At 40.2% G+C, this 20,887-nt stretch carries 10 protein-coding genes and 2 tRNA genes; 1 reads left to right on the forward strand and 11 read right to left on the reverse strand.

Annotated elements, in window-relative coordinates; genetic code table 11:
• The 6 genes from AC0SAP_RS04955 to trhP all read right to left on the reverse strand — a co-directional run bounded on the left by AC0SAP_RS04955 (position 1) and on the right by trhP (position 17,041).
• A complete protein-coding gene (locus AC0SAP_RS04955) occupies positions 1-1,452 on the reverse strand; it encodes a VENN motif pre-toxin domain-containing protein (RefSeq protein WP_473383200.1) in 1,452 nt (483 codons plus the stop codon).
• 171 nt (positions 1,453-1,623) lie between these two features.
• A complete protein-coding gene (locus AC0SAP_RS04960; protein WP_473383201.1) occupies positions 1,624-2,031 on the reverse strand; it encodes a barstar family protein in 408 nt (135 codons plus the stop codon).
• Positions 2,032-2,043: 12 nt separating this feature from the next.
• Positions 2,044-4,029 (reverse strand): VENN motif pre-toxin domain-containing protein, encoded by a 1,986-nt coding sequence (locus tag AC0SAP_RS04965; protein ID WP_473383203.1) that lies wholly within the window; start codon positions 4,027-4,029, stop codon positions 2,044-2,046.
• Between the two features lie 538 nt (positions 4,030-4,567).
• On the reverse strand, positions 4,568-13,495 hold the full coding sequence (locus AC0SAP_RS04970; protein ID WP_473383204.1) for a hemagglutinin repeat-containing protein: 8,928 nt from the start codon (positions 13,493-13,495) through the stop codon (positions 4,568-4,570).
• A gap of 59 nt (positions 13,496-13,554) precedes the next feature.
• Positions 13,555-15,282, reverse strand: a complete 1,728-nt coding sequence (locus AC0SAP_RS04975; RefSeq protein ID WP_473383205.1) for a ShlB/FhaC/HecB family hemolysin secretion/activation protein — start codon at positions 15,280-15,282, stop codon at positions 13,555-13,557.
• 310 nt (positions 15,283-15,592) lie between these two features.
• A complete protein-coding gene (gene trhP / locus AC0SAP_RS04980) occupies positions 15,593-17,041 on the reverse strand; it encodes a prephenate-dependent tRNA uridine(34) hydroxylase TrhP (protein WP_473383207.1) in 1,449 nt (482 codons plus the stop codon).
• A gap of 633 nt (positions 17,042-17,674) precedes the next feature.
• On the opposite strand from trhP, the gene clcA reads away from it, so the two are divergent.
• Positions 17,675-18,982, forward strand: a complete 1,308-nt coding sequence (gene clcA / locus AC0SAP_RS04985; RefSeq protein ID WP_473383246.1) for a H(+)/Cl(-) exchange transporter ClcA — start codon at positions 17,675-17,677, stop codon at positions 18,980-18,982.
• 244 nt (positions 18,983-19,226) lie between these two features.
• On the opposite strand, the gene AC0SAP_RS04990 is transcribed toward clcA, so the two are convergent.
• From AC0SAP_RS04990 to AC0SAP_RS05010, 5 genes are all read right to left on the reverse strand, one after another.
• Positions 19,227-19,302, reverse strand: a tRNA-Val gene (locus tag AC0SAP_RS04990).
• A gap of 140 nt (positions 19,303-19,442) precedes the next feature.
• A tRNA-Val gene (locus AC0SAP_RS04995) sits at positions 19,443-19,518 on the reverse strand.
• A 156-nt stretch (positions 19,519-19,674) separates the two neighbouring features.
• Positions 19,675-20,010, reverse strand: coding sequence for a hypothetical protein (locus AC0SAP_RS05000; RefSeq protein ID WP_473383208.1), 336 nt, complete (start codon positions 20,008-20,010; stop codon positions 19,675-19,677).
• Between the two features lie 23 nt (positions 20,011-20,033).
• Positions 20,034-20,498: an amidase family protein gene (locus AC0SAP_RS05005; protein ID WP_473383209.1), complete on the reverse strand. Its 465-nt coding sequence runs from the start codon at positions 20,496-20,498 to the stop codon at positions 20,034-20,036.
• A 99-nt stretch (positions 20,499-20,597) separates the two neighbouring features.
• On the reverse strand, positions 20,598-20,849 hold the full coding sequence (locus AC0SAP_RS05010) for a hypothetical protein (protein ID WP_473383211.1): 252 nt from the start codon (positions 20,847-20,849) through the stop codon (positions 20,598-20,600).
• Between the last annotated feature and the right edge of the window lie 38 nt (positions 20,850-20,887).

Below are 20,887 nucleotides of genomic sequence, written 5' to 3' on the forward strand. Positions count from 1 at the left end.
TTAATCCTTAATAAAATTTAAATCTGCATCATAGGTTCCGATTCTCTTACCCCTTCTGTCAAAAACTTTCCAACCATTTGTTACGTTATGCCCATCAATATCGGGAGTTATATAATTTTTCCCATTCCAATAACCAGGCTGCCCATGAGAATTAAACGGTAATTTTTGTGGTGGTATTCTTTGCTTATATCCCAAACCATTAGCAGCTTCAGCTCTTTCTTTGTTCGTTAATTTCTCACTCTCAAGAATATTCCCGCCCAGATCATTAAGATCAACAGCCTGACTTCCTCCACCAACAATCACGCCAGTGTCTACTTTACCTGATCCGCTCATATCCCCAGTATGATTGGGAATATTAACTTCAGGTCTTATATATCCTTCTTGGGGATTATCCACTTTAGGCGGAATTGTCACTAAAGTATTTCCAAAATCTTCAGAGGTTGCAGGATTAAATACTAATTTACTCCCTTTTTTCAGACCTGTTATATAGCGACTCTTCGTCCCGTTTATATCGAGAGAAGATAAAAAATATCCATCCTCTGTATAAACATCCCACGTTTGACCATCATCTGATAAGACAACCTTATCACCTCGGTTAATCCAATCGCCAGCGCCCTTACTATTTGCTGAATATACAGGATTCCCGCGATCATCCACACCGACTATTTCTAAAGTTTGGCCGAGTAGTTGGCCAAATTCATTATTTGTAAAATATGAATTATCAATCTGGTCTCTTTTTCCAAGAGCATATGCATGAGCTTCTCTCGTTTGAGCTTTAACCTCTTCTAAAGCCCTTGAATCTAAAGCACCTAGATCAATATCACCATCTTCATTTGCATAGTCATCTAGGTCACCATAACCTAAACTATTAAGGATAGATTCTAATAGTTCAGCAGCAGCCTGTCCCAACTCTTCTTTATCAATAAGAGTTGATGAGCCTCCCGCTAAAACAGTTCCTTCAATTGAACTACTCCCGAGAACTAACCAACCATAATAATTATTCTCCACCGCATTGGCTGCAACGCTGTCACCGATCACAGCATCAATTGTGCTGTCTCCCGTTAATGCACCTGTACCTGTCCCAAGGATTCCGATAATCGCGCTTAAGGTGTTTTTCTCATCGGCGGTTAAATCTTCTGGATGATCGCCTTTGCCATAGAGGAATTCTGCGATGATTGGGGCTAGGGCTTCTGCGCCGCCGGAAGCTAGGGCACCTGCTAAGATATTCTTCGCTGTTTCTCCCGATTTACCAAGATAATAAGCATCCATTGCAGCATTGGCCGCATCTGCGGTTTCTGTGGTGAGATTACTCTCAATCCCTTTCGTTGCTTCCTTGGCAGTTTGTCCTGTGAGTTCTTTTTGCTTCTCGTTATCCGTAACTTTAATGTTACCGGTACCAATGCCCGATTGCGTGACGCTCGATTTAGAATCTTTATCCTTACCGTAACCCACATTTTTATTGACACTATGCGAGCCATCGGGAAGATTGACAGTTTCTGTCTGTGTTGGATTCGTGCCTTTCGGATTGTTTGGACCATCATTTTGATAACCATAGCCACCGCTAATCCCAAAACCTTCGCCCTCATATTCTGGACTGTTAACTTAATAAAGTATTAATCCCCTTTATAAACTCACACATACATAAAACTCTTTAGTTTCTCCTCCCACAACAACATGCTGTACTTCTTCTTTCCAATAGGATGTAAAACTACTCAAAAAAGATAAAAATTTATTTTTAAATACGACATCTTCTTTTAAAAAATCGTCAATTTTTTTAATTAAAACAATATATCCTGCTTTATTTCCGAGCCAACTTAAATCCCCTAGCCAATCATTTAAAGAATTTAAATTATAAATATTATAATCAGGAGTCTGAAATATCTGATGCATTGCAAATAATACAGAATCTTTATCGTGCAATACTCCCCCATTGAGCTCAGCAATAAAAAAATTTTTTTCTTTGGCTTTATCTAATAAAAAGCTATCTCCTTCTTTTAAAAAAAATATGGGGTCTTTAAATAAGCAATCCATAGTTACCTCTTATTATTTAACTTTTATAAATGATTCATAATGGTCTTTTGTATAATATACTGAACCATCGCTTCCACGGACAAATCGTTCAGCATCTCTTTTTTCTTGTGGCAATTTATTATTCACGTCATATTCTTTGTAACTAATTGCATTTCCAGATTTATCTGTAGTTGGTAATGAAGGAGGATCATTGTTATATCTTCCACCCGCTTTGGTTCCTGGACTTTGTCCAGATACACCACCTTTCCAATCTGACTGAGAATACTTAATATACATATCTTGCACATTTTTAGGTAATTGATCTAAGCTTTTTTGTCCAACAATTGCCGAAGAACTCAAATCTTTATCTGTATTCGGTTTATTATCCGATGTCTGCCCTTGCTTTCCAGACTCTCCTTTTCCTTTATCTTTGTTACTAGTCTCTACAGAGGTCTTACCATCAGTGACTTTGTTTGTACTTGGCTTTTTACCACTTTCCCCCCCCACAAGTATTGAGGCTAAGGTCGTTAAGAACTCTTCTTTTCCAACTTTGGCTGCAGCGTCCTCCGGTGAATAACCTTCATTCATAAGCTCTTTAATACGATATTCATTATCTAAAAAAGAGTAAAGCTCCTGACCATTAGTCCAAGAGTTTAATAACTCATGTTGCCATAATTTTCCACCACCAATTTCCCCAGAGTTCCCTTGAAGTTGCGCTAATATCTCGGAACCAACCATCGATTCTATAAAGGCTATATCTTCTCGACTTAATTCTCCCTGTATCCCCATCTCTTTAATCGTTGCTAGAGTTGCATCACTAATCTCTTTATGATGTTCCTGTAAAACTTTAACTGCACACGATTCTGTTTCACAATTAGAAAGCAAACTATTTAAGTCATCTAAACTTGGTAATTCAGGATTATATTCAAAGATCTGATTAACCAAATCACCCGCTCGACCACATTCTTTACTCGATAGGTTTTTACAATTATCAATCTTATTTAAAACATAATTATTCTCCACCGCATTGGTCGCAACGCTATCTCCGATTACCGCATCAATTGCACTGTCGCCCGTTAATGCGCCGGCACCGGTTCCTAAGATTCCGATAATGGCGCTTAGGGTATTTTTCTCATCGGCGGTTAAATCTTCGGGAGTTTTTCCTTTTCCATAAAGGAATTCTGCAATGATAGGTGCTAAGGCTTCTGCTCCGCCGGCGGTTAATGCACCTGAAAGTAGATCTCCGCCATTTGCCGCTGCCATCGCAGCACCAGCAATTCCGTGTGCGAGAATATGACTTAAACCACCTTCTTTAAGCGTCCCATCATTGACCATTCCTTTGATCATTTGCGCTACTGCAGGATTTGCTGCTCCGGCAAGTGAACCTAAGAAGCCATCTCCGGGGCTCGATAAACCACCGGCAAGCATATCAAGCAGCAATCCAGCATTTTGCCAACCTTTCGCTTTTTCTGGATCAGAATCTTTATACTGATCAATCTTCTCATTGATAATCAGCTTCATATCCTGACGTGTTCTATCAAACTGCTGGGTAACTTTTACCTGTAGATCAATCTCTGCTTGGACTTTATCTTTGTCGAAGATATTCTCTATCGCACCACTACTATCGGCAACCGTTTCCGTTGTGAGATCGCTCTCAATTCCTTTCGCGGCTTCCTCTGCGGTTTGACCTGTTAGCTCTTTTTGCTTTTCATTATTAGTGACCGTAATATTGCCGGTACCAATGCCTGATTGGGTGATACTACTTTCGGACTCTTTATCCTTACCATAACCCACATTTTTATTAATACTATGTGAGCCATCTGGCACATGTACCGTTTCTGTCTGCGTAGGATTGGTGCCTTTCGGATTATTTGGGCCATCATTTTGATAACCATAACCACCGCTAATGCCAAAACCTTCGCCATCATATTCAGATCTGTTTACTAGATCATTTGAGGTGATAGTACCGGTTTCAAAGCTATTTAATCCTTCCTTTTCTGCCTTATCATTAGCAACCACAACGCCACCAGAAAGATGTGTATTCCCATCAACTTTAACTTGGAAGCCATCATCCCCGGCAAAAATGCCGCTTTGATCAGTGACGGATTGATGATTTGCATTGATTTTATATATTCAAACTTTAGATGTGGTTGAGATTGCTATATATACAACTATTGCTAACACCGTATACAAACTACTTTGAAAAAAAATGACTGTAATATCCCGCTTTTTTAAAAAAAGACGGAATATTAAAGAGAATACCCACCCCCAGAAAAAACCCAGAAAAATCAAAAAAGGTACTACAAAAAAATCAATATATTTATTAAAATTTAAATCCACTTTAATATAATTAGCAACAAAAACTGACGGGTAAAATATTAAATAAACTGCAATAAACAAATAAAAAACAACAAAAAATAAATAAGATAATATTCTTGGAAATACCCCTCTGTAATACTTTACTACTATAAAAATATTAATAATGGGAATCCCACAAAGTATAATAAAAAAAAAGACTTGCAACCCCCCTATCAAAAAACTCATTTTTCACCGCCTTTTAATTACAATATCCCATTTGTTCACAGCCATATTGCACTCGATCATCATACGATTTTATATTGTCAATCCCTTTTGGTATGGCAAAAAGACGAATCAGCCCCCAATCATTCAAGTATTTATTATGAATAGGATCTAGTACTTTCTGTTCACCTTTTAACTGATCCATATCCCATTTTTTGGTAGATTGATATTGGTTGTTAAATGCATCTTTAAAGTTATTAAAACCTCCTCCTATTAAAGCATTTCCAGCCTCATCCCTCCAATCATATAAGCTTCCTCCGCCTGAAAGGCTCCCACCCCCCACAAAATTTCCCACCCAAAATGAAGCATAAGAACCATAACCATCCGCTCCTAAGCCTGTTAAAAAATCCCTACTAACATCTTCAGCAACTCCAAACCATCTAATATCTATACCTTTACCAGAATAATAATCACTATTAATTCCAAAAAAGTTAGCTCTATCATCAATTGTATCTATTCGATCTTTAAAATATTCTTGAGCTTCTTTACCATTAAAGAGTAAGTCTAATAATAAGGCTGATGATAAAGCCTGATCACCCAGCAAATCTTCTCGTACTTTTTCTCCAGGCCCCCACACTCCACCATTATAATCTAAAGATTCTTTTATTAACTGAGTGCATTGCACAGATGAGGGGCTGTTACTACATATACTAATAAGCTCTTCATCTTGAAGGTGACTCAAAGCTTTATATTTTTCTATAATTTTATCGGCATCATCTTCAGACAGCCCTAGAGTCCAATATTCTTGATGAAGTTTTTTAACCTGATCCTTTTTGAGGTAATTATTCTCTACCGCGTTGCTTGCAACGCTATCACCAATTACGGCATCGATGGCTGAGTCTCCCGTTAAAGCACCGGCGCCAGTTCCTAGGATTCCGATAATCGCGCTTAAAGTGTTTTTCTCATCTGCCGTCAGGTCTTTCGCTTCTTTACCATAAAGGAATTCAGCGATAATAGGGGCTAAAGCTTCTGCTCCACCGGCGGTTAATGCGCCTGAAAGTAGATCTCCGCCATTTGCAGCTGCCATCGCTGCACCGGCAATTCCGTGGGCGAGAATATGACCTAAGCCACCTTTATCAAGGGTACCATCTGTTAGTCCTTTTATTGTTTGTGCAACTAGTGGATTCGCCGCTCCGGAAAGTGAACCTAATAAGCCATCTCCGGGGCTTGATAAACCACCGGCAAGCATATCGAGCAGTAAGCCAGCATTTTGCCAATCTTTGGCTTTTTCTGGGTCAGCATCTTTGTACTCATCAATCTTCTTATTGATGATCTGCTTCATATCCTGACGTGTTCTATCAAACTGCTGGGTAACTTTTACCTGTAGATCAATCTCTGCTTGGACTTTATCTTTATCAAAGATGTTCTCTATCGCACCACTACTATCGGCAACCGTTTCCGTTGTGAGATCGCTCTCAACTCCTTTCGCGGCTTCCTCTGCCGTTTGACCCGTTAGCTCTTTTTGCTTCTCGTTATTAGTGACCGTAATATTGCTGGTACCAATGCCTGATTGGGTGATACTGCTTTCGGACTCTTTATCCTTACCATAGCCCACATTTTTATTAATACTATGTGAGCCATCTGGCACATGTACCGTTTCTGTCTGCGTTGGATTTGTGCCTTTCGGGTTGTTTGGGCCATCATTTTGATAACCATAACCACCGCTAATGCCAAAACCTTCACCATCATATTCAGATTTGTTTACCAGATCATTTGAGGTGATAGTACCGGTTTCAAAGCTATTTAATCCTTCCTTTTCTGCCTTATCATTCGCAACCACAACGCCACCAGAAAGATGTGTATTCCCATCAACTTTGACTTGGAAGCCATCATCCCCGGCAAAAATGCCGCTTTGATCAGTGACGGATTGATGATTTGCATTGATTTTAGATTGGCTATGACTTCCAGAGACCGAGCCACCACCCCCAAACATGACCGTTCCTTGAACTGAAGAATCTTTCTGCTCACTATGATAATCAGAGCGATCTTGTGTGCTAGCAATCGTAAGATCACCGCCAACATCTAGTTCAACACCTTTACCATGAACTTCACCACCGATAATATTGGTATTGCCACCACTTGTAATCGTTGTTTTTCCAGTTTCTGTACCTACAACGCTATTCGTGTAGTAGGTCTCGTTCCCTTCACTTTTCCCTTTGCCTTTATTCGCGCCGGCTGTGACACCAAAACCTGTCTCTTTCCCGATCGAAGCCACAACGCCGGCATTCCAGCCTGAGCTGCTGTTTCTACTATCTTCTGTAGATTTATTTTCACCAGCAAGAATATTAATATCATTGTCAGCAGTGAGATTTGTTGATTGCCCGCCGCCGACATAAGAGCCTTCGATCGTGATATTGGAATCTTCTCCACCGCCGGTTGCCGTAATATTGACATTACCACCGGCTTGAATAGCGCTGCCTGAGGCAACTTTATCTTCTCTCCACGTTTCACTTTGTGATTGACTTGAGCCGATGGTTGCCGTTATTTTTGCAACCGTTTGATCACTCGCCATTCCATTGGACAATAGATCTTGTGCTGCCCCCATAGAATCGCCTAAACGTTTAAGATCCATTGCCACATTAACCGCCGCCATTGCATTGACGCGATCATTTTTACTCTTGCCCACATCTTTAATGGATTCTTGAACGCTCTGAATTTGATTCACCGCGTCTACGATACTGCCACCAAGAGAGACTGTTAAACCTGATTGTTTAAATTTCTCACGGTGATAGCTGCTATAAGCATCTTCTGCTGCTTTGATATCGACAGATTCTGCTGTGATATTCACATCACCGATCGCAGCACTAACGTGACTGCCTTCTTGCGTATAGTCTTCACCAGCTTTGATATTGACGTTACCGCCAAGGCTTCCTACCATGCTGCCGTTATGGATGAGAGAACTATTTTCATCATAGGTTTCCTGCGCTTTTTTACCCACAGAGAAACCAAAACCACCGCCGCCCATTAAGCCTGATTTCTTAATAATCTCTTCTTCATCATGGTAATAGTGATCTTCACTTGCCGTGATATTGATATTTTTATCGGCAACGAACGTGACATTTTCGTCAGCAACGACATTGCTCCCTTGAATATTGAGATCATCTTTAGTAAGGATTACGACATTCTGACCGGTGATATTACTGCTAATTGAAGTATCATTTTTGTCTGTGTAGGAGACTTCTCGTGAACTATTTCCTAAAGTACCACTATGTTTAGAGTAGTGACTTTCTCTAAAATCTAACTCTTCACGTCCCTCTAAAATATTAACACCTTGGTCTCCCGAAATAGTGATCCTACCTGACTGGCTCTCAATATCTGATCCTTTGATGTTAAGAGTATCCTCTGCCTTTAACAAAAGATCGCCTTTTACCGAGAGTTTAGAACCGATATCCCTTCTCTTAGAATCATAAAGATAATTTTTAGCATCTTGCTGCGCGCTCTCAGTTTCATGAGTTGAGAGGGTACTAACATTAATATTACCACCAGCCAACAATTGTGTTTTACCGTTTTCTCCAGCATTTTCAATATTAGCAGCTTTTAATGTAATATCGTTTCCTGCTTGGATGGAGAGCGTTCCATCCGGATTTTTCACATAAAGTGCTGCTTCACGTTTAATGCCTCTGCGGGAATTATTGCGAGAATTAGTCTCATAAGTGGTACTTTCAATTGTGACATCTTGACCGGCATTGAGTGCCAACTGAGAATCTGCTAGTACAGAGCCACCAGCAATTGAGATATTTTCCTTTGCAGTTAATCCGACACGATTGCCACTAATCGTCCCCCCAATATTCTCAATATTATTGACTTTTAGGCTGGTAATATCCCGTCCAGCAATCGTGCCTTGGTTCACAAGGTCACCCCTCATATTGAGCTCAATGGAATCTCCGGCAATCAAGGTTCCTGATTGATGAATACTATTTTGATCAATCATCAGATACACTTTCGGTACTAACACATCCACACGAGAACCATCTGCTAATGTGACCGTTTCAGTCTCCAGCCAGACAATGTCACTCGTTAAGCGAGCAACTTGATCAGCGGACAACTTCACACCTGGTGCAATCCCTATACCTATGGCAAACGTCGCACCATTTTCCATGAGCGCTTTAAATTGCGCCTCATCATTCGCATAACCGTCTAAGAAACGACGACCAGTTAACTCTGCAATCTGATCATTCACTAAACGTTGTTCATAAAAACCATCGCCGAGTCGTTTTAAGGTCAAATCACCGTTCATTCCCATGCGATTGAGTAAATAATCACTTCCTAACCAATTTTTATAATTCGTAAATTTGGAATCTGTCTCAATCAAATAATCTTGGGAGTTAGGATTAATACTATAAATACTACTGCTCGGTAGATCAGTATTCACATCCACATTTGCAATGACGAGATTCTGGTCATTATGATACTGCTCATTTTGATTGTTAGTATCTGCTAGATCATGATTTATAAATCCGCTATTGCCGGCATTTGTCACAAAAATGTTAGAGACATTACCGACACTTCCTACATTGTCACTCTGAATACGCGTATTCGTCTTAACGGTATAGGCATTGAGGTCTATTTCTGTAACTTGTGTAGTATCATATCCTTGAACTCGGCTGTAATCACGTTGATGATAACGTTTAAACCCCCCTCTCCATCGCGACTTAGAATATTGAGATGAACCAAAATCATGAGTAATCAACGCCCCTTTTTGATCCAAATTCTGAAGGTTGCCAATATCTCCTTTAATATTTCCACCGACAATCACGGTACTTTTATCATTAATAAATTCTCCACCCTCTAACTGTAAGTGACCTCCAACAATAATTTTTCCAGGATCTGTTTTAGCAATCTGATCTTCAGAGGTTGTTCTAGTAATCCAATACTGCGTATAGTTACGGATCTCACCACCATTTTTACCTGTTAAAGATCGATTATAATTATAAATGGCATCATCTAGAGATTCATAAATAGAATCATTTTCTACATACCATGCTTCTAAAGCAGCATTATAAGCCTCATCCGCTTCAATATACTTTGCTAAATCTGCTAAATAACGATCTTCTAGTTCATTATATAGTGCCAATTCACGTTGATAGTTTTCAAATTCAGAGTCGTAAGCCAAACAGAGGTCTGAAATAATTTCACATCCCTCTTCTGGCTCTAAAGGCGCAACTGGTTTTGTTAAACCATGGTACACCGGTCTAGGTACTGTATGTTTTTCGGGGGCGTTTGTTGGAGCAGTAATACCAAAATAGTTCCAGGCGGGATTATCTGGTAAGTAATCTGAGCCAGGAATTAAAGTACACGTTGCGGGATCATTAAGATCCTCACAGTAAGCACCATTGACCTCGACTAATAAAGTTTTCCCCGGAATACCAGCCTCAGTAATAGGTTTACTCGTTGCCCAGCGATAACGACCTGCTCGACTCCAATTCTCCCACCGAAATAGACTTTTATCATAAACCTCATTAGAACCTTCTGGACGAAGCCACTCCAGATACTCCTTACCTATCTCTACATGCTTAACTTCAAAATGCTCATTACTATTAACGAGTTTATCGGCACCTAGATACATATCGCCAAGGCTTTCGATGGTGGCACTTTTATTTTCTACAAGTCCGGCATTACCAGCAACATTGAGATTATCATCAAGCTCACCACCAATCACCAGCTTATTACCACTAAATAAAAGAGCGCCTTCCTCGTTTAGAAGATAATCCACACCAATATTGAGCTGCTCTCTCGCGGCAATGCTTCCTGAGACTTTCTTTCCATCAATCGCTTCATAGGTGTTATGAAGCTCTTTGGCATTAATCGCAATAAGATCGCCATAGATCTTTCCTGTTGCGATATTATAGATTGTACCTTGAACATCTAAATGCGTTAAACCATTACTATTAATGAGACCTCGGTTTTCGAGGTTATTTTGAGATGTTAATACAACCTTTTGATTCGCCTCAATACTCCCCTGTTCGATATTAACAATATCATTGGCATGAATCATTGCACTGCCTAATGAGGTTATTTCCCCACTATTGGTGAGATTCCCATCGGTATCAATTAAGAGATCTCGACCTGCCTGAATCGTAGAGCTTGTGATTAAATCATCCGTTAATAATAAGGTTAAATCTTGTCCGGCGGCAAGCGTGCCTTTTCCTACTAATGCTTGTCCATTAATGAGAAGATCATTACCTGCAAGGAGCTCGCTCCCATCAATATTGATTTTAAGCTCAGATGGGGTGTTTACTTGATGATTAGAAGCGATAATCGTTAAGTCTTTAGCACTTGTGATCTCCCCATTTTGTGTATTGAGGGTTTTATCTAAGGTTAAAACAACCTGATCATTACCATGGATTTTCCCACTAGTATTATCTAAATGGTTCCCGGTGATAGAGAGATTATGACCTTCAATCAATCCTTGCTGATTATGAAGATCCTTAATATTGAGTTGGTTATCTTTACCTGCAAGAATCTTACCTGATCGGTTTTGAGTGCTATCATTATAAATCGTGAGATTTTGATTACTCGCAATCAGTCCATCGCGGTTATCAAGCATTTTTCCGGTTAAAACAAGCGCTTTTTCGGCACTCATTTCACCCTGTTGATTATTGATATTTTCAATTGTTAGATTGATATCATCAGCGCTCATAACGCCGGTTTCATTATTAAGTTGAATACCGACTATTTGAAGCGCTTTACTCGCTAAAAGCGCACCTTTTTGACGATTATCTATATTTTCTATCTTCAGATCAGCAGATTCAGCCAGAACTTTTCCTTGATGATTATCTAAGCTGTGTGCCGTAATCTCTAGATTTTCATGGGCGCCAATCTCTCCTTCTTGATTATAAAGTTGAGCTACTTGAATGGCTGCATTACCAACATTGAAAATCCCTTTTTGATTATCTAAAGTCGTTGCCGTTAATTGAAGATTCTCACCAGTCGCAATAATGCCGGCACTATTATCAAGCTCATCTTGAATAGAGAGCGCAATACCCTGATTCGCTTGGATTTTTCCTTGGCGGTTATCAAGATTATTTGCTTTAATGGAAAGCATTTCTAGTGAGGTCAATGTTCCTGATTTGTTATCCACGTCTTTTGCCTTAATCTCAAGACCTTTGGCAAAAATCTCACTATCATAATTTTTGAGTGCTTCAGTGCGCAAAATAATAGCACCATCACTGGCAAGAGTACTATTGCCCTCATTGACAACATTCTTTGCAGCAATTGAGATCTGATCACCGGCAACAATCACTCCTTTATTGATATTTTCCAGTTCTTCAATATTAAAATCGATTGTTTTTTGAACTTGTAACTTCCCAGCATCATTCACAAAGTGGTCAACATCCGCAGAGAGAGAAACAACATTTAACACCCCATTTTTATTGGTAAAATCACTCCCTTCAAGACGAAGATTCCCAATATGCATGGCACTGCCATCATTCACTAATGACTCTTTAGCCGTAAGGTGAATATCACCATTGCCTGTTAAAACACCATTATCATTGACGATATTTTTAACGTTAATTGCACCATCAGCGAGTGTTAATGGCGGTAACGGAGGAGCCGTTTCAACAATTCCAGGCTTTCCATCACCTCCTGGAATAGGGCCTTTTTCAGTTGGATCGGGTCTCTCACTACCAGGGTTTGTAGGATCATCCCCATTACCTGTACCTAAATCTAAAGGCACTGATCCCACTAATGCATTATTGATATTTGTAAAGCTATCACTATTAATTGCTAATGTTTGAGAGCCTGTCTGAACAATCTTGCCCGCTTTATTGGTCAGCTCATCTGCCGTAATATCGATTCTACCGGCATTCATCGCACCTTGATTTACCGTTAAATATTTTGCTTTAACAGACAACTCACCACGGGCAGCCATTAACCCACTATTGATAATCTCTTTCGCACTAATTTTTTGATAATGTTGGGAAGAGATCGTGCCACTATTTTCTACTTTTTTAGCATTAATAGTGATATTTGCTGTTTCTTGATTACTATTAATGACACCGCTATTACTAATAGTCCCATCAGCATTAATAACAACCCCACCTGCATTTGCAAAAACCTCTCCCTCAATATTAATGTGACGATCACGGTCTGTGCTCACTAACGTAATTTGACCTGCGTACATACCACCAAGATTTTTAGTATCGATTGCATAAGCAGGGATATCCTCTGAATATTGATACGCTTGCCCCTTAATACTGTTCCCTTCGTAATCTGACTCAAAATGCCCCGTCACAATCTTTAAATCTTGCCCCCAAATGCCAGCATTAATATTGGCAGCAGAGGTCAGAATCTGTGTGAAATTGGTATCTCTCGCATCAAGGCCTTTTCCCGAAATATTAATTTCGCCTTGCTGAACAGAGAATCCATTAAGCCTACCTCCTTCAAATAGAAGATCACCGGTTGTTAAAACTGCACGATTGGCATTAATAAACCCCGCACCATCGATATTTAAACCCGAGGGATTGGCAATAATCAGATCTGCTCGTTTACCTGCGATCTCGATATACCCATTAAGATGACTCGGATTGGCACTATTGACCTGATTCACAATAAGATTGGCTTCACCTGTTGCCAGCCAAGGATTGCCTTGGACATATCCACCTAGCTGAGTCTGGGTATCTTTGCGAGAATTATTAAGAATCACTCCTCGCCCATCAACATCAAATTGAGCGTAATGATTCATCGAAATCCCATTATGATTAGGCGTCTGAATATTGACCTGTGGCGTACCGTTTGCACTCTCATGGATAATGGGTCGGCGTGATTGGTTCGGATCAGCAACAATTTGCGCAATCACCATCGGCGGAAGTAAAGTGTTAAGAAGAAAAACTCCCAAAATTACTCTTGCCATTTTTACAAGAGATGATGGCTTTTTGTGATTAAAAACAAAAGATTGACTCATAACAACTTCCTTCATGTAAAACTCGATAATTCCGTATATAAATAGACTGCATTCACCCACTAAAATGAATAGGTAAAGCTTGCATTAACATTCGTAGAGGCAGTTCTAAAATTTTTGGGCTTTCGCACAGGCGTACCGACAAAAAGATCATAGTTTAAACGACCATACCCTGAAAATTGGCCACGAATACCCACTCCGGCCCCTACCAATGTATGCCCGACTTGATACTTCGCAGAAGGCCCCGATATTTTTCCTACATCAAGCGCTAAATAGAGTTGGTGCGCGGGTTTATAATGAAAAGCAATCGTATTTTGATAGAAAAATCCCCGCTCAGCCATTAAGCTCATTTCACCATCAAACCCGCGGACACTATAACGACTACCAATCGAAAACATATCTTGTGTAATCAGTGGTGTGCGATTCCACTGCGCACGCCCATAACCGCTATAACTCCATTGAAAATCACCTAAGCGAAAAGGAATATTGATCCCTAAAGAAGCTGTAATAATTTTTGGGCGAGAAGTCCCTTCATTAAAAGACTCTTCCGGTGCTCGAATGCTATTATTTGCACCGGTACCACGTTTATATTCAAGGAAAAGATCTAAAACAGTATTGCCAATATATTCACGATGAGATAGCCCAATCTTCCATCCACCCATTTTTCGACGCTGCACATCAACTTCCATATCATCAATAAAATTACGTGAAGACCGTGCCCAATACCCCCAATTAAACTCAGTTTTACGACGAGCGTCACGATAAAGCATATAATGGATCAAACCTTCAAAATTATTGCTATCTCCGCTATAAAGATAATCGCTATTAATTCCTGCAATTGTTTGGTGATATTGGTGACGATTTTTATTGACAGAAAAGCGCCAATTACCCCAAGGTATTGAGTAATGTAATGCGTACCCATTCGTTCCATTTGCGCCACGCCGATTATTGGCAGCTGAAGAATATCCACCTCCGCCTAAATCATGATTATAATTCGCATAAAACAGATCATTCAGACCTAGCGGATTATCTGCCGAAAAAGTCACTGATCCTTGATATTTACCAGTTCCTTTACTTCCTGAATCATCAACACTAATACTAAAACGATAAGGGATTGAAGCTTGACTCCAGTCAACGATAATATCACTCTCATCGACTTTATCTGTTGGGACGATTTCCATAGTTGCCTCAACAGACGGTACTCGTTTTAAATTTTCAAGTCCTTGTTCAATATCATGCAAATTTAAAGGAACCTGCTTCTTTATAGGAAAAGCGTTACTTAATACACGGGCATAAGGTTTCCCTGCTTTAGTCATCTTAATATGCCGCACTCGCCCAACTAATACTTTCAACTGCAATGTCCCCGAAGTTAAATCTTGAGCCGGCGCTAAGATTCGTGTGGTGGTATAACCTTGACCAATAATCATATTTTGCAGTTCTGTCATGATCTGATTAATACCCATGCCGCCGATACAACTTCCGGATTCAAACCCCACTCTTTTTAAAATATGAAAAAGATATCGCTGAAAGGAGATAACCTGCTCTTCATCTTCCAACAAATCAATGCGTTCAATTGGGAAACAAACCTGCTCCTTAGGTAGAGACTCATAATTTAGAGTCTTAGTAGGCTCTATTAGCATCACATCTTCATCTGGCACCATCGCTCTTTGCAATTGTTGATACCGCTCTTCTGCCCTTACCTCTTCTTGTACTGAAATTGTTTGAGCTTTTAGCAAACCCCATGGAGAAAGCAGAATAATAATAGGAACTAAACGTAATAAATTTTTCATGCCATTCTATAAAATATGCCTTGTAATATCTTTTTTAGATAAATTAAATCTATGTGATAAAAAATATATATGGCAAAATAATTACGCATAAATTACAGGCCAAAAAATAAATATTCTGCCCTTAAAAAAACCCGCTGTATCCTTTAATTGATACAGCGGGTTTTAAAATTGAAAAACATCTAATTATTTATAATAAGATATATTGATATCTATAGATATCAATCTAATACTTTCTACTCCAATGAATTACTACTTAATAGACAGAGTAGATCAGAATAAGCCAGGCAATTTAAAATATTATATAAATATATTAATCAACAGATTCATCACTATCAAGATAGCGTGCAAGCATCGTCATCTCATCAGTTGGACCAATATCCGCCCATACAACATAGGCAGAACCTTTTGCAGAATCGATCACTTCGCCCTTCTCTGTCTTCATTTCACCGAGGATAATATCGCGATTACCATGTTGATGAATCACCTCTAAGCGATCTCCTGTTGAAAATCGATTTTTCGCCTGAAGTTTCGATAATCCGGTTTCAGGATCATATTCAAGCACCTCTGCGACATATTGTTGACGTGAGTGAATTGAATTTCCTGTGAGATAGTTCTGATATGCATGGGGCGCATGACGCTGTAAGAAACCTTCGGTATAGCCACGATTTGCTAAGCCATCAAGCTTTCCATAGAGCTCTGGATTAAACTCCCTACCCGCTAATGCATCATCAATCGCTTGTCGATAGAGCTGCGTGGTTCGCGCAACGTAGTATGGTGATTTTGTGCGTCCTTCAATTTTTAAGGAGTCCACGCCGATCTCAATCAATTTTTGTACATGTTGAATCGCACGAAGATCACGAGAGTTCATGATATAAGTCCCATGCTCATCTTCACTAATCTCCATCCACTCCCCCTTGCGCTGACCATTCTCTTGAATAAGATAAGGTTTTACTGCTTCAGGATGAGGGGTATATGCCTTTCCTGTTGAAAGATCGGTATAAGCTACCTCATTCATTGCATCTTGAATAAAGGTCACAGGATTGATGCCGATATTAGGATGCTGACTCTCTTCACGATAGATGCGTTGCATATCAGTGCCTACGGGTACCAACTCCCCTTCTGGCGTTTCCGTCGCATCTGTTAAACCATAGTTCCAGCGACAAGCATTGGTACAAGTCCCTTGGTTCGCATCACGATGATTAAAATAACCTGAAAGTAAGCAACGACCGGAGTAAGCAATACAGAGCGCACCATGAACAAAGACCTCAAGCTCCATATCAGGACATTCCTGACGAATCTCCTCAATCTCAGTTAAAGAGAGCTCTCTTGAGAGAATCACTCGAGTTAAACCCTGTTTTTGCCAAAACTGAACTGTCGCGCTATTGACCGCATTCGATTGTACAGAAAGATGGATCTCTTGATCTGGAAAACGTTCACGAACCATCATAATTAAGCCTGGATCAGACATAATGAGCGCATCAGGTTTAAGATCAAGTACAGGCGCCATATCATCAATAAAGGTCTTCAATTTACCGCCATGAGGCATCGTATTGACCGCTAAGAAGAATTTCTTCCCTAATTCATGGGCATAATCGATCCCCATTTTAACGCGTTCAGTATTTCGGAAATCATTATTACGAACACGTAAACTATAACGTGGCAATCCTGCATAGACGGCATCTGCACCATAAGCATATGCATATTGTAAGTTCTTAAATGTTCCTGCCGGGGCAAGAAGCTCTACTGATCGTTTTCTCATTTAAATAGTTCCTTCCAGGGGAAAGCAGACTGTGCTGCAATCAATTTAAAATTTAATGTGTGATAGAACTCTACTCCTATCTCTAAGTGCAGTATTCTACTACACTATCGAAAATTTACTATCGAAATATCGGTGATATTTATCTGCAATAGCCGGCTAGATAATCCTCACGTTATCAAGTTAGCGCTCAATAATTCCTGAATAATTTCGCTATATTAATAAACTTTCTTATAATTGAATCAACTTTGTAATGCTTTTGTAATAATTTCACAATAATTTCACAATAATTTCGTAACATAATTTCGTAATATATTTTGTGGTTATCAGTAATCATCATCAGTAAATTATTAATGAATTATAAGTGAGTTATAAGTGAGTTATGAGCAATCAATTACGCTGAAGATAATGACGTTAAGTATTTAATATAAGGCGATCACATATTAGTAATAGCCTCATAATAGTGATCGAGAATAATCCACCCCTATTGATTACTGGTGATTAATAGTGATTACTGGTGATTCAATAAATAACTAGTGCTAATAGGAAAAAGCTATCCTACTTCTACAATAAAAAGTAAAAAGGATTCTGAATTTGAACTATCTCAAGAAATTTATCCATAGTGATAAAACCCCAATGCAGATCTTAATTCTTGCTGCGATTGTAGGAATTTTAGTCGGCTTTATGGGCGTCCTCTTTCAACAAGGTGTCGACTATCTCTCACAACTGAGGGAGAGTATTCCTAAACAATACTTTTCCGAGACCTGGCAAGTGGTCGCAACAACTTTTGCCATCTCCTTCACTTTAAGTCTCTTTGCTTACTATATTGTTAAAAAGTTCTCTCCAGAGTCTGGAGGATCAGGGATTCCAGAGATTGAAGGAGCATTGCAAGATGTTCGCCCCGTTCGTTGGTGGCGCGTACTGCCGGTCAAATTTTTTGGAGGACTCGGAACTTTAAGCTCCGGCATGGTATTAGGACGAGAAGGGCCAACCGTACAACTCGGGGCTAACTTAGCTGCAATGGTGGGAGCGATCTTTAAAGTTAAACTATCAGAGAATCGCCATATTCTTCTTGCCTCTGGAGCTGCTGCCGGCCTCTCTGTTGCCTTTAATGCCCCTTTTGCCGGCGTAATCTTTGTTATTGAAGAGATGCGGGAAGAGTTTAAATATGGATTGATCTCTTTTAAAGCGGTACTTATTGGTGCGATTATGTCGACAGTGGTCTACCGTTTTATCAATGGGAATGCCTCCCTTCTTGATGTTGGTGTCTTTGGTTATGCGCCGATGGAGTCTCTCTGGCTCTTTATTGTCATGGGATTCATCATTGGTGTCGTAGGGCTTCTCTTCAATCGCTCCCTACTCTTTCTCCAAGATTGTTTCCAAGCATTCTACAAGGGTAAAACTTATCGTTTTATCTTGATGGGGGGAATCATTGGTGGGAGTTGTGGTGTCATTGCCCTCTACCTTCCTGTCGTTGTGGGGGAAGGGTTCAATGTGATCCATGATTGGACGAAAGGATCATTCACCCTACAGATGATTCTAATCTTCTTCGTGATCCGCTTTTTCACCTCCATTATCTCTTTTAGCTCCGGCGCACCCGGCGGTGTCTTCTCGCCACTTTTAGCGTTAGGAACATTATCAGGGGCATTTTTTGGCGATATTGCAGCGGATCTCTTCCCAACATATGGACTTCATGCCGGTATGTTTGCCATTGCAGGAATGGGTGCTCTCTTTGCCGCAACGGTACGTGCACCACTGACAGGTGCCCTTTTAGTGCTAGAACTCACCAGTAATTTCGCCCTTATTCTCCCGATGCTGATTACCTGTTTGGGCGCAACAATAGTTGCACAGCTCTTCGGTGGCCGCCCACTCTACACAACATTACTGAAGAAGACATTGGCTAAAGAGAATAAACAACTCAAACTTCCACTGGATCAAAACTAACTAAGCAACATAAAAAAGAGGAGATGCTAAAAAATTAAAAAATATAAAAACAAATTCAAGAATTGAAGCGTCAGAAAGCCCTTCCCCTAAAATGGAAGGGCTCTCTTTTAGCGCTTTTTTATCTAATATGATTCCGAAACTATTCCCTGAATATATGATCTTATAATCTTAGATTTTGTTGATCTTAAATTTTTATCTCGAGATATGAAAAAACCCTACAACCGAAGTTGTAGGGTTTCCTATTTGGTGGGTGCTGAGGGGATCGAACCCCCGACCCTCGCCTTGTAAGGGCGATGCTCTACCAGCTGAGCTAAGCACCCAATAGAGTAATGATTATATCTTTACTTATTGGCATCTGTCAATACTATTTGATTTTATCTTTTATCAATTAATATTGAAGCTGCATGATAAACCTAAATTAAAAGAAGCCCTGTTTCAACACAGGGCCTCTTTTACTATTTGGTGGGTGCTGAGGGGATCGAACCCCCGACCCTCGCCTTGTAAGGGCGATGCTCTACCAGCTGAGCTAAGCACCCAAATAGAAGCTTATATGCTTACTCAATTTTCATTGAGTGTCCTGATCGACGAAAGTAAGTATACGTGATTTTCCTCTAGTGTCAAAACTTTTTATGCGCAATATTTCATCAGAGGCTATTTTCTAAACAGAGCTCAACAGAACAGCCCATCATCTCTTAAATCAATCGATCAATCTTTGTTGCTTCATCAAAGAGTAGATCAGGATCTGATCCATTATTAGAGACCATCAATCCTAACGGCAAACCTTCATCACCGACCCCCATCGGCAATGTAATGCTATCCCACGCTAAAAAATTACCGACAACCGTCAATCTCATCGCTCGCAAATTCTCACGAAAGAATGCTTCATCATCGACCTCTAAAGGCGCTAATAAGGGAGCTTCCATCGCTACCGTCGGCATTAAGAAGATAGTTGAGGAATATTGTTCACGCATCAACGCTAGAATTTCGCTTCTCTTTGCCTTTAATGTTAAATAATCCACTGCACTCATCGAATTAGCCCTTGCCATTCGACTCAAAACACGAGGATGGATCTTCTGCCGGCGTTCATCTTGTAATAATGCTCTAAGCCAGGATTAATCCCTAAAGCTGAGTAGGCAAATTCAGACAATCCAACCTTTGCTAAATTAACGCCGCCTTGAGCGCTATAAAAGGCAACCGCAGCAGCATCCCGCTCCGCTACCGGAGCATCGAAATAAGCAAGGGAAGAAGCCGTTGTTCGAGTGCCGGTAATATCAAAAAGATCCTTCCAGACAAGCGGAACACCATCAAAGAGACCAAGAGGGGTACCTTGCGCCCAACGCTCACTACTTGCAGCGGCTTCTGCTAAAGCACGCTCTCGCAAAATCGCAGTAAATGTTCCCCACTCATAATGATCACTCTCCGCTTCTGCTAAGAGAGACTCTGTATACGCTAAAGGAGTTGTTTCCCCTACACGGTAAGCCTCATGCAATGCACGTACTGTTCGATATCGCTTCATTATTACTCCCTCCTCTCTAGTCAACTTCTGATCGACCTCTGATCGACTTCTGATCAATCGTAACTCAACCATTTCTCTCTTCTCTACCACGCTTAACTATTACGCTGCCAATGAATGTTTCAATGGAAAAATTACCGGCTGAATCGGTGCGCCTGTCGCCCCTTTAATCGGCATCGCTCTTCCAATAAAAGCCATTTCATAGACTCGATCACGCGCTAGCTCTTCAAGATTGAAAACTTCTAAAATAGTCACGCCCGCCTCTGCAAAGAGATAGGTATGTACCGGGAAATAATTATCAGGCTCTGCAGATGATGTCTGCTCAAGTGCGATATTATCAGCACCTATAATCATCGCACCTAATCCTACCAAAAATTGAGCACCCTCGATAT

The organism is Ignatzschineria sp. PL_is040 (assembly GCF_055813795.1).

Bases quoted from the DNA above. Each gene is read 5' to 3' on its own strand.
- AC0SAP_RS04960 (WP_473383201.1), bottom strand. From the start codon at position 2,031: ATGGATTGCTTATTTAAAGACCCCATATTTTTTTTAAAAGAAGGAGAT.
- AC0SAP_RS04970 (WP_473383204.1), bottom strand. From the start codon at position 13,495: ATGAGTCAATCTTTTGTTTTTAATCACAAAAAGCCATCATCTCTTGTA.
- AC0SAP_RS04975 (WP_473383205.1), bottom strand. From the start codon at position 15,282: ATGAAAAATTTATTACGTTTAGTTCCTATTATTATTCTGCTTTCTCCA.
- trhP (WP_473383207.1), bottom strand. From the start codon at position 17,041: ATGAGAAAACGATCAGTAGAGCTTCTTGCCCCGGCAGGAACATTTAAG.
- clcA (WP_473383246.1), top strand. From the start codon at position 17,675: ATGCAGATCTTAATTCTTGCTGCGATTGTAGGAATTTTAGTCGGCTTT.
- AC0SAP_RS05000 (WP_473383208.1), bottom strand. From the start codon at position 20,010: ATGAGTGCAGTGGATTATTTAACATTAAAGGCAAAGAGAAGCGAAATT.
- AC0SAP_RS05005 (WP_473383209.1), bottom strand. From the start codon at position 20,498: ATGAAGCGATATCGAACAGTACGTGCATTGCATGAGGCTTACCGTGTA.
- AC0SAP_RS05010 (WP_473383211.1), bottom strand. From the start codon at position 20,849: ATGATTATAGGTGCTGATAATATCGCACTTGAGCAGACATCATCTGCA.